General features: G+C 35.2%; 12 protein-coding genes and 2 pseudogenes. All 14 read right to left on the bottom strand.

Going from position 1 to position 10908, the window contains the following annotated elements; translation table 11 throughout:
* Positions 1-152: pseudogene (locus KI369_RS08930) on the bottom strand (cytoplasmic protein); the annotation flags it as partial.
* A gap of 117 nt (positions 153-269) precedes the next feature.
* Entirely contained in the window at positions 270-1574 is a 1305-nt protein-coding gene (gene fliI / locus KI369_RS08925) for a flagellar protein export ATPase FliI (protein WP_088029134.1), read from the bottom strand.
* Entirely contained in the window at positions 1571-2257 is a 687-nt protein-coding gene (locus KI369_RS08920; RefSeq protein ID WP_212955708.1) for a FliH/SctL family protein, read from the bottom strand. The genes fliI and KI369_RS08920 overlap by 4 nt, the downstream gene beginning before the upstream one ends.
* Positions 2244-3248: a flagellar motor switch protein FliG gene (gene fliG / locus KI369_RS08915; protein ID WP_063263684.1), complete on the bottom strand. Its 1005-nt coding sequence runs from the start codon at positions 3246-3248 to the stop codon at positions 2244-2246. The genes KI369_RS08920 and fliG overlap by 14 nt, the downstream gene beginning before the upstream one ends.
* Positions 3249-3261: 13 nt before the next feature.
* Complete coding sequence (locus KI369_RS08910) at positions 3262-4842, bottom strand: flagellar M-ring protein FliF C-terminal domain-containing protein (protein WP_212955707.1); 1581 nt, start codon at positions 4840-4842, stop codon at positions 3262-3264.
* A 22-nt stretch (positions 4843-4864) separates the two neighbouring features.
* On the bottom strand, positions 4865-5164 hold the full coding sequence (gene fliE, locus KI369_RS08905) for a flagellar hook-basal body complex protein FliE (RefSeq protein ID WP_063263686.1): 300 nt from the start codon (positions 5162-5164) through the stop codon (positions 4865-4867).
* A 17-nt stretch (positions 5165-5181) separates the two neighbouring features.
* Entirely contained in the window at positions 5182-5595 is a 414-nt protein-coding gene (gene flgC, locus KI369_RS08900) for a flagellar basal body rod protein FlgC (protein WP_087985613.1), read from the bottom strand.
* A gap of 20 nt (positions 5596-5615) precedes the next feature.
* A complete protein-coding gene (gene flgB / locus KI369_RS08895) occupies positions 5616-6023 on the bottom strand; it encodes a flagellar basal body rod protein FlgB (RefSeq protein ID WP_073517850.1) in 408 nt (135 codons plus the stop codon).
* Between the two features lie 378 nt (positions 6024-6401).
* Entirely contained in the window at positions 6402-6674 is a 273-nt protein-coding gene (locus KI369_RS08890; RefSeq protein WP_212955706.1) for a flagellar biosynthesis protein FlgG, read from the bottom strand.
* Positions 6664-7032, bottom strand: coding sequence for a flagellar export chaperone FliS (locus tag KI369_RS08885; RefSeq protein WP_001149522.1), 369 nt, complete (start codon positions 7030-7032; stop codon positions 6664-6666). Before KI369_RS08885 ends, KI369_RS08890 begins: the two co-directional genes overlap by 11 nt.
* 22 nt (positions 7033-7054) lie before the next feature.
* A complete protein-coding gene (locus KI369_RS08880) occupies positions 7055-8464 on the bottom strand; it encodes a flagellar hook-associated protein 2 (RefSeq protein ID WP_212955705.1) in 1410 nt (469 codons plus the stop codon).
* 20 nt (positions 8465-8484) lie between these two features.
* Positions 8485-9348, bottom strand: a complete 864-nt coding sequence (locus KI369_RS08875) for a flagellar hook-associated protein 3 (RefSeq protein WP_017560802.1) — start codon at positions 9346-9348, stop codon at positions 8485-8487.
* A gap of 41 nt (positions 9349-9389) precedes the next feature.
* On the bottom strand, positions 9390-10688 hold the full coding sequence (gene flgK, locus KI369_RS08870) for a flagellar hook-associated protein FlgK (protein ID WP_212955704.1): 1299 nt from the start codon (positions 10686-10688) through the stop codon (positions 9390-9392).
* Positions 10689-10705: 17 nt separating this feature from the next.
* Positions 10706-10908, bottom strand: a pseudogene (locus KI369_RS08865) (hypothetical protein); the annotation flags it as partial.

The following is a 10908-nucleotide window of genomic DNA, read 5'->3' as shown; positions in this document are numbered from 1 at the left end:
ACTTTACTACGCGATTTCACAACATATAAATCATATTCTTTTTTTTGTTCTATTTTTCTTTTTTCAGCTGTTAATTCATACACTTCTTTCAAAATCTGTTCTTTTTCTTGATTTATTTGCAATTTTATCGTGTCGTACTGCTGCTTATCCACCTGTTTTCATAGCCCCTTCCTATTATAACGCTCTCTTTTTCTATTATATAGTTTTTTTACAAAAAAATCTGTGAAATATTAAAAAACAAAAAAATAAGACCTGCAGGGCGCGAGGTCTTATACAATATGGTGCACTGCTTGAACGATATCATCAAATTGGAAACGATCTGATCGACCTTGTTTTAAAAATGAATTTATACCTTCTACTTTATTTTTGCATTCAAAAACATAAGCATTTTCTTCATTTTCTTGAATCGTTCCTAATTTGAAATATAATTCATTTTCTTTATAAATCGATAAAATTTTTCTCATTTCATTTGCCAGTTGCCAATGGGTTGGCGACACGATTTCTTCCATAATCCTACTTACTGAATCTAACACCGAAATGGCAGGGTAATGACTGAGCGTTGCAAGCTCACGTTTTAATACAATATGTCCATCTAAAATACCACGTGCTAAATCTGGTACAGGACCGTTTAAATCGTCTCCATCAACGAGTACAGTATAAATACCTGTGATAGACCCCTTTTGCGTTTTTCCGGATCGCTCTAACAGCTTCTTCATATAACTTTCCATTAAGAGTGTTTTACCACCAATCGGTAACTCTTTAACGGCAATATCAACACTTCTACGTGCATCAGCAAAACGAGTAACAGAGTCCATCATAAGTAATACGTTATTGCCTTGGTCTCGGAAGTATTCAGCGATAGATGTTGCAAGCTTAGCTGCGCGAAGTTGCATAAGGTGACTTTCATCTGACGTCGCTACGACGACAACGCTTTTCTTCATGCCTTCCTCGCCTAATTCTTTTCGAATAAAGTCTTTTACTTCTCGGCCACGCTCTCCTACTAAACTAATAACGTTTATATCAGCTTTTGCATTTTTGGCAATCATTCCGAGTAAAGTAGATTTACCAACACCTGATCCAGCAAAAATACCAATCTTTTGACCGATGCCAATTGTTAGCATAGAATCAATGGATTTAATTCCGGTTTCAAATACATCGGTAATCTCTTCCCGTTCAAATGCATGAATAGGCGGAGCATCTAACTTTATTTTTTGCAGCGGAATGTTTTCAGCATTCTCATTTAACACTTCGCCATTTGCACTTAACACTTTTCCAAGTAAATGATTACCACGAGGAATAACAACATCTTCAGCAATTAATGTAACGGAATCTCCATAACATACTTTTTCTGTTTGTTCAAATGGGAGTAACATATTGTTTTCTTTTTCAATCGCAATTACTTCACATAAGACGCTATGTTCTCCAACGAGGCAAACATCACCGATTTTCGCCTTCGGTCCTTTCGCTACAAAAAACTGTTCTTGCACACTATGAACTTTACCGACTTTCGTATAAAACGGCGTTTCAATAAACGTATTCCATTTTTGGTTTTCATTCATTAACAGTCGATTCATACGTTTTGCTCCTCAAACAACTTCTCTTCTTCCCATTTCTGGCGAAGTTTCGCAAATATAGGTGCAAATTTAAATTCAAAGAACTCTTTCTCTTCTTCCAGAACAAATTCACCGAACTGTAAGGAGAAATCGTATTTCCATTCTACTAATTGTAGTAACCAATACTCTTTCGTATTTTCCTTCTCTTCTTGAATACGTTCAAATGTTTCTGGGTGCACGGTAATGACTAATTTTTCAAACGAAGTAGGCAATGTTTGAACGATACCAGTTAAAATAGGTAGCACATCAAGCAAGCGCGCATCAACTGCTTGATTCACAATTTTTTCGGCTAGTTGAAAAGATTGATCCCATAACAGTTCCGTCCATTCGTATGCTGTTTCTTGTTGCTCTTTTTGAAACTGTATATGTGCCGATTCTATCTCTTTCATCTGCTGCTGAACATGCATTTGAAATTGTTCTTGATCATGTAATAACTGCTGACGCTCTCGTTCTAACATTTGCTGTTCTTGCCTTAGTTGATTCAGTTCAACATGTAATGATTGTTGCTGTGCCAGAAGCTCTTCATGATTTACTTGGATTTCTTCTTCTACGTGAGCTAGTATTGGTTTTGGAAATTGTAATTCATATGTTTCTTCAGAAAAAGAAACAGAATTCTTCGGAATTCTGTTTTTAAATAAGGACATCATCTTCACCTCTTTGAACGATAATTCTTCCTTCTTTCTCTAGCTTTTTCACCGTACCTGTGATTGTTTGCTGTGCTTTCTCAGCATCCGTCATCTTAAGCGGTCCTAAGCCATCTAATTCTTCTAGAATCATCTCTTTACGGTTTGAAGACATACATGTAAATAGTTTCTCTTTAATTTCTTCTTTTGCAATTTTAAGTGCTTTCGCAATGACACCGTTATCTGTAATTTCCTCTAATACACGGCGAAGCGCAAGATCTTCAAGACCAAGTAAGTCTTCAAAGACAAACATATTTTCTTTAATTTTCTCAGATAACTCATAATCAACTTCATCCAGCTTTTGAAAGACTGTTTTTTCAACGCCTCGTGAAACGTTATTTAAAATGTTCACGATTGTTTTTAAGCCATCTGTTTTATTAATTGCACTAAATGCCATATTATTTAATTTCGCTTTTAATAGCTCACCAATTTGATTAATGAGTTCACCGTCAACTTGTTCTAGTTTCGCAATACCCATTACCGTTTCTACTCGCTTATGATCTGGCAATCTCTCAATTAACTGCGAAGCAAGCTGTGGTTTAATGTAAGAAGCGATAATTGCAATTGTTTGTGGTGATTCATCATTAAGCACTGTAAGAAGTGGCTCTAAATCTGTAAGTGAATTTAAGAATTCAAATGGATTATCTTTGTTATACCAAAGATCTTCCAATAATTTTTCCAGCTCGTCTTCTGGCATATTTTTAAATATGCGACGAATGTACTCTTTATCCGGAGTGACTAAGTTCAATTCTTTTACATTAAGTTCATATAAGAACTCCCCTAGTACATTCTCTAACGTTTCTGGTTTATATACACGAAACTTCGCGATTTCACGAAGTAATACTTCTTTTTCCTCAGCCGTCATATATTCAATGACTTTCGCTGCCACCTCTTCATTTAATGTACGAATGAGGATGGCAGCTTTTTCTTTGGAGGAGATTTCATCTAACATCGTTGTTCCTCCCTTACTGTCCGTTTAACCATTTTTTAATTACTTTTGCAGTACCTTCTACATGTTCCTTCGTAGCATCCTGTACTTGTTCATCTAACGTCGGTTCTTTCGGTTCTTCTGGTTCAGGTTTTGCTTTTGGCTCTGGTACTATTTTCTCTTCAGGAATCTCCATAATACTTTCACTACTTGCAGCAACTTCCTCTTCTGCTAAGTATTCTTCATATTCCTCTTCTTCTTTCTTTCTCTTACGTCTTGCTAAGAAGAACCATAATAGACCAACGAGCGCTAACACGCCTCCTGTAATTCCACCAATTAACCACCAGTTCATACCACTTGCTTCTGGCTCTTTCTTCTTCTCTTCTTTCGGTTGATCAAACTGAACTGTTACCACATTAACTTGACCATTTGTAAAGTTTCCATTTGGATCAGCTTGAAGTCCAGCTGCTGTACCAATTGCTTCTTTGAAAGTTGTCATATCAATTCTTCGTTTTACTAACGTATCATTATCTACCCATACAACAACATTTGTTTTCGTTAATTCTGGATGCTTCTTAATCGTTTCAACTGTTTTATCTATTTCATAGTTTTCGATTTTGTTACCATTTTTATTATCGTAGACGATTTTGCCATTTTGATTATTGTTCGTACCGTAGTTTGGTACTTCGCCGTTTGCTGTAATACCAGCACCTTGCTTCGTATCTGCTCCTTCTTGCGCAGTAGAGCTTTCCTCCTGCTCTTGTTTACTACGAAGTACACCTTTATCACCATACTTTTCTGACTGACGTGTAACTTCGTCGTAGTTCACAGATACTTTCGCATTCACTTTATATTCATTCGGCTTAAACATCGTCATTAACGTTGCATCGATATCTTGCTTTAATTTACCTTCAATTTGGTGTTGCATCTCTACTTCTTTCTCATAAGAAGAAGAACTACTAGAATGTGCTTCATCTGCCCCTTTTGAGATAACACCTTTTTTGCTATCTATAACACTCACTTCTTCGGCTTTTACACCAGGAACTGCCGCACTAATCATTTGCTGTACACCCGCAACTTGATCAGCCGTTAATAGTTGACCACGTTTCACACCAACCGTAATCGCCGCTGTCCCCTTTGCTTTCTCTTCATCAAAAATTGTCTCTTTTTCAGGTAATGTAATTTGAACATTTGCTGTTTCTATCGCCGCAAAGTTCCGTACAATATCTTGCTCTAATTGCTTTTTCGTACCGACAATTTGCTTCATTTTTTTATCTTGTTCACTTGAACCGAGCGAGCTTTCTAATAAAATTTCCTCACCGCTTTTTGAGTTAAACGGTAAGCCCATTCCATTCATTTCTTTTCGAACCCATGGAGCATCATTCTTTTGCACACGAATCGAACCATCGGCTGCTAATTGGTAATCGACACCTAGCTTCGATAATTCTGCTGTAATCTCTTGCTTGTCTGCATCATTTAAATTTTGATATACAACAACATATTTATCTGGCAAGGTGAAGTATAAAAGTGCTCCTGTTACAATTGCTAAAAGCGCAGCACCAATGACTAACTTATGCCACGTTTTTAACGATTGGAAAACATTTTTTAACTTTTCCATTTAAACACACCCGTCCATTTTCCTAAATTTGCATATTAATTAGTGACTTATAATTTTCAATAAGATTATCACGTACAAGAGCAGCCGTTTTCATTTGAGACTCAGCTTTCTTTTGCTGAATTAAAACGTCATGTGTTTCTCCTACCCCTTTTGTTAGTAAATCATAAACCGCTGTTTGCGCATTGTTTTGTGTTTGATTCATATCTTCCAATAAATCAATAAACTTCTTCCCCTCGACTACAGGTGTTTCTGAAGTTTTCGGTGCACCAATTGACTGAATCGCGCCAAATGGCTGTGTATGTAACATTGGTTGGATTTTCATCTTCCCATATTCCCCCTTTATCCTCGGCCGATCTCTAAATCTTTATCAAGCATTTTTTTATTCGCATTTAGTACACTTGTATTTGCTTCGTACATTTTTTGAGCAACCATTACATTCGTCATTTCAGCAGTCACATCCACATTCGGATAACGTACATATCCTTCTTCATTAGCATGCGGATGCGTCGGATCATACACTAAGTTTTCAGTTTTGTCCGCTTCAATACTTTTTATTTTCACTCCGTTAGTAGGTGTACTGTCTAACATATTTGCAAAACTATTATTTGATTCAAGTACTACACTACGGCGCTCATACAAATCTGCCCCCGGAGCTGCCGTTGTATTTGCATTTACAATATTATTTGAAGTAACTTCCATCCACTTTCTCGCTGTCGTTAGCCCTGATCCACTTGCATTAATTGCCTGAAACATCGTTGTCTCTCCTTCTACTATTAACGTCCACGCGCTGCTTGGTTAATTGCGTATTGTGTATTAATCGCATTAATGGAAACACCATATAATTGGTTTGTTTTCATTAAATCTAGCATTTCTGTCGTTACATCCACACTATTTCCATCTTTATTCGTTTGCATTGATTTCGTTTGAATCTTTGCATAAGTATTTTTCGTATTTACTGTCGGTAAGTGCATTTCATTCGTTTGATATAAATCTGGATTTCTTTTTAAATCCGCAGCATTGCTCTTATATAATGCACTACTCTTATTCATTTGCTCAGCAAATGTAACGTCTTGTGCTTTATAGCCAGGTGTATTCGCATTTGCAATATTACTAGAAACCGTATTTCGTTTCGTCACTAAATAATTCATATAATGGCTTACATCACTCACTAAATCTGGCATACTCCACACCCTTCCTTTTTAACTTATCATTTTGAACATAATAATCCACTGATGGAAGTTTCACTTCATTATTTAATTTCCTATATGTATTTATTAAAATATTAACTATTATGTACCCTTACATATTTTATTCCATTTTTACATTGTTGTCTTTAGAAAAATACAAAAATATAAAAAGAATATAAAAAAACTGTATACGCGTAGTAATCTATATAGCATTTCAGTATATTTACGACTAAACGAACCTTATTTTTCTATTATTTAGATTACTCCTATTTTTTACAGTCATAAAATGAAACCTCAACCAGCGGAATTCTTTATTTACATGAAGGAATGGACCCCCTTTTAAAAAGAGGAATCCGTTCCTTCACATTATTATTAATATTTACCGTAAAATGAATTTGCTTTCATTCGTCCATCATTTGTCATAATCATTTCTTCCAAAATCTTTTGCTTATCTCGAATATGCTGTGCTGCCTTAATAATGAATGGGCTTACTTCTGCCGCAACTTGCGCGCGCTTTTCTTCATCCAACGTCATCATCCAGCGATTTAACATCGCGCTTTTCTCAGCAAACTCTCCATCTGACACTTGCAATTCACCGATTTCATTAAAACAGCCGACAAATGCTCGATAAATATCATTGTTCATTTTCAAGCGCCCCGCGGTAACCGTCTATTAGATCTTGTAATACTTTCACAATCGCATCAATATCTTTCGCTTCACGTGTTACTTTCATCGTTTGAATTTGAACGCTAATCCAATCATATAAACCATAAAGACTATCATATAAATCTTTCGTAATCTCAGGATTTAATTGAAGCTTTAATTCTTCGAAAATACGTTCTAATTTTTCAAGAAGTGCATCTCCTTCTTGTAATTTAAAAGTATGTAAAAGCTCTTCTAAATTACGAAATTCTACAATGCATCTTTCATAAATAAAAATTGTATTTTTAATCGGATTACTCGTCATAATATCATTTTGCATATAACGTTGCCATGCTTGCATACGATCACTTCCTCAACTTTCATTAATCATCACTTTTTTGTTTTGTCATTGCTTTAATTGTTTTTAACTGGCTATCTAGCGCCGCTAATGTACTTTCTAACTTTTGATACTTCTTCACAATTTCATCTTGCTTTTGTAAGTTTTGTGACTCAATATCTTTTATCTTCTTATCTAAATCACTTACACGAGAGTCAATGTTTTTCACACGTTCTCCAACTATACCTTTATCACCGAATAATTTATCAAGTGGTTCTTCCATCATTTTCCCTAAACCGTTAGAACTAAAGAAAAATTGCTTCGCTGCATCTGGCTTCTCTTTTAACGCTTTCGTTAATGCTTCGTCATTCACTTCCATTGTTCCATCTTGTTTTAATTGAATACCAAATGAGAATAAATAATTACCATCTTGCGAAAATGTTACGACATTATTCATCGCTTGGCGTACACTTTGCATAATAGTTTGCCCTTGGAAAGCTCCGCCTTTTCCAGCAAAGATATCTATTGTAGAAACAGCTTTATTATAATCCGCAACCATCTTTTTAATAACATTTGATGCATCTGTTACGTTTGAGTCACTTACTGTAAACTTCAGTTCTATCCCTTTTGCTTTCGCCTCTGTTGTCTTTGGATCAGTCTCTGTTTTTTCTCCATCCGGTTTTTCTACTGGCTTTTCTTCTACTGTTTGCTCAGTTACTTTTAACAATTCGATTTTCACACCAGGAAGTGCTTCAATTGTATTAGTAGAACTATTACCTGTTATACCATTAATCGTATATTCAGCATTTTGCGCACTATTGATTTCATGAAGCGCTACGCCGTCATCATTAGCTAAACCTATTTTTTGAAACAATGAAGATTTGTTCCCCTCAAAATTAATTACTCCATCTTCGCCCTCTTTTTTTGAGGTCATGAAAATTTTATTCCCAAGTGTATATGCTGATACGCCGTAATCTCCATCATTAATTTTATTAATTAAATCTTTATATGTCATATCAGATGTTACTTTTAGTTCTTTACCACCTAGTTTTAATGTTTCATCACTATTAATCTTGGCATCTATATTTTCAATTTGGTCAGAAGCTATTTGATGACGCTGCGCAAGCTTTGTAATCGTCATATTAAAAGTTCCAGCGATCGCACCACCATCAGCTTTTACATTAATATAACCGTCTTGTGATGTTGTTACCTTTTTCTCATTTCCTTTAAAAGCCGCTAAGTTTTTAAATGTTTGTGTGAAAGAACTAAATTCTGATTTTAAACTTGTATATAAAAGTTTATCTTGTGAAAGACTATTCTTTTCATTTGTATACGGCGTTTTTCTCATATCCAGCGCATTCATTTCTAATTCAACGAAATTAGAAGTATCGATCATGTTATTACCGAGGTTCCAAATCTGTTGTCTACCGCCAATACCCGTTAACGTTCCTGCCATATTTCTCACTCCTTATTTTTTTACATGTAGTCTAAAATACTCGTTTTACTCATCGTGCTAACCGCTTTAAGCGTTGCTTCATACGTCGCATTAATATAAGCTAAGTCGGAAATTGCTACCGCTAAATCAACATCTTCAATTTCTTTACGATTTTCTTGAAGTGCTAAATTTTGCTCGCTTAAAATAGTCTTAAACGTATCTACAGTGTTCATCGTTGCTCCTACTTCTGTTGTACGATTAATAACACTATCCAAGTTTTTCTTATTTTCCGTTAAAATCGGTTGTAACGCCTTTTGATCACCACTTTGCATCGCGTCTTTCATCTTTACTAACGTTTGAATAACAGGCGTTAGTAAGTTCTCGCCATTACGAAAAGCTTTAATTTCATAACCGTCATTTAGCTTCCACATTACATCTTTTTCGCCGCCCTGGTATGTCCCATCATCCGCAAATGGAGGTTTCTCTGCACTATCTCCACCAAAAAGATAACGACCTTGCTCTTTCGTATTCGCTAAATATACAACTTGTTTTAAGATTTGATCGATTTCTGCACCGATTGCCTTTAATTCTTTTTCACCATTTGGTCCATTTAATGCTTGTATTGTTAATTGATCCGCTCTCGTTAAAGATTTCACAATACCTGACAATGTATTTTCTGTCTGACTTAACACATTTTTTGAGTCCGCTATATCTTTTTGCATTTGTTCAATATTCGCCAATGAATGTTGAATTGCAAAGGATTTACTTGCCGCAAGCGGATCTTCACTCATAAGAAGATTTTTCTTCCCTGAAGTTACTTGATTTCGATGATATTGCTGTTGTACATTTAAATCCATTAACTGATTCTTTGCCCAGTTTGCATTTTGAAATGTAGATACTCTCATTTCTATCTCCTCCTTACTTATTTTCAATCAATTACTATTCCCTATCGAATAATCGAAAACAGACTATCAAACACTTCATTCATCGTAGTAATCGCTTTAGAGTTTGCTACGAAGTATTTTTGGAAGGCCATTAAATTTACCATTTCCTCTTCCATATTCACACCTTCGACACTCATCTTTTCTTGCTGAATACCTTCTAACAAATCTCCATGAATTTTTTGATAACCATTCACTTCACTTTTATCAGATGCTACCTTAACGATGAATTGGTCCAATGCTTTTTTATATGAAAGACCTTCTTTATAATCATCATCTGTAATTCCTGCCAGTTTATTTGCAGTTTCAGCCGATATTTTCATTTTCGAAAAATCATTCGTAAATTCTGGATTTAGCTTTAACTCTTTCGCATAATCCCCAACGAAGAATTCTTTTCCCATCACTGTATTTACTTCATTTTTCATTGAACTCATTAAGTCTTCAAGATTTTTCTTATAACTAGCAATCTGTCCTTTCGTATCAACCGCTGATTTTATTGCACCACTAGTTAAAGGGATTTCCGAACCATATATTTCAACTGACATTGGCTCTTTCGTTTTATTTAATTGGAGCGAATATGTATCTTGTCCATTTACTGTTAAAACACCATTCATTCTAACACTTGCGATATTAGGATTCATAGATTCATAAGATACTTCTATATTGGCGTACTTTGACATTTCTGTAACGATACGGTCACGTTCGTCTAAAAGTTGATTCGGTACTTGTGTACCAGCTTGCCCAATTTTTTTATTCGCTTCTGCTAAACTAGCAGCAAGACGATTAAATTCATTAACATGTGCTTCAATATCTTCTGTCGTCTGCGCTTCTACTGAATCTAAATTTTTCGCAAGTTTATTTACTTGACTTGTAAACTTCCCAGTTTCAGAAATTAGCGTATCGTAATAGTTTGATTGATCCGGATTTTTTGCAACTTCTCGAAAAGCATTAAAGAATCCATCCATTAAACTAGATAGTGAATTTTTTCCTGTCGTTCCTACCATAGACTCTACTCGTGATAAAACAGAATTCTTATAATTATAGTAAGCGAGCTGAGATAATTGGTCGTTAAACTGTTTCGTCTTCACTTCATCTGTAATACGATCAACACCTAACGTTTGTACACCATAACCAATTCTCTGTTCCGGCGTATGCCCATTACTTGCTCCAACAGAACCGAAATTTACCGCTTGACGCACATAGCCCGGTGTATGAATGTTAGACAAGTTTTGCTTCGTCGTTTGTAATCCCATTTGTGCCGCTAACATACCCGATAACGGGGTATTATAATCAGATAATCTCATAATGCTTCACTGCCCCTTTACAATAGTTCGTTCATAAAGATTTGCGAATTATTGTTTCGTTCTAAGTTATATTCAGAAACGGAATCCACAATACTTTCTGTAGTTTTTAATAGTACGTTTAAGTAATATTGATTTTGCAAAAGAATCATTTTTACATTCTCTTCTAATTCAGTTAAGTTTTTTTGTAATTTTTCCATTTTTTCAATTTCTTCATGAGAAA

Source organism: Bacillus sanguinis, assembly GCF_018332475.1.
GTDB lineage: Bacteria > Bacillota > Bacilli > Bacillales > Bacillaceae_G > Bacillus_A > Bacillus_A sanguinis.
This window is presented reverse-complemented; position numbering and strand designations above follow the sequence as displayed.

Coding starts and splice junctions, on each gene's coding strand:
- fliI (WP_088029134.1), bottom strand. CDS start 1,574: ATGAATCGACTGTTAATGAATGAAAACCAAAAATGGAATACGTTTATT.
- KI369_RS08920 (WP_212955708.1), bottom strand. CDS start 2,257: ATGTCCTTATTTAAAAACAGAATTCCGAAGAATTCTGTTTCTTTTTCT.
- fliG (WP_063263684.1), bottom strand. CDS start 3,248: ATGTTAGATGAAATCTCCTCCAAAGAAAAAGCTGCCATCCTCATTCGT.
- KI369_RS08910 (WP_212955707.1), bottom strand. CDS start 4,842: ATGGAAAAGTTAAAAAATGTTTTCCAATCGTTAAAAACGTGGCATAAG.
- fliE (WP_063263686.1), bottom strand. CDS start 5,164: ATGAAAATCCAACCAATGTTACATACACAGCCATTTGGCGCGATTCAG.
- flgC (WP_087985613.1), bottom strand. CDS start 5,595: ATGTTTCAGGCAATTAATGCAAGTGGATCAGGGCTAACGACAGCGAGA.
- flgB (WP_073517850.1), bottom strand. CDS start 6,023: ATGCCAGATTTAGTGAGTGATGTAAGCCATTATATGAATTATTTAGTG.
- KI369_RS08890 (WP_212955706.1), bottom strand. CDS start 6,674: ATGAACAATGATATTTATCGAGCATTTGTCGGCTGTTTTAATGAAATC.
- KI369_RS08885 (WP_001149522.1), bottom strand. CDS start 7,032: ATGCAAGCATGGCAACGTTATATGCAAAATGATATTATGACGAGTAAT.
- KI369_RS08880 (WP_212955705.1), bottom strand. CDS start 8,464: ATGGCAGGAACGTTAACGGGTATTGGCGGTAGACAACAGATTTGGAAC.
- KI369_RS08875 (WP_017560802.1), bottom strand. CDS start 9,348: ATGAGAGTATCTACATTTCAAAATGCAAACTGGGCAAAGAATCAGTTA.
- flgK (WP_212955704.1), bottom strand. CDS start 10,688: ATGAGATTATCTGATTATAATACCCCGTTATCGGGTATGTTAGCGGCA.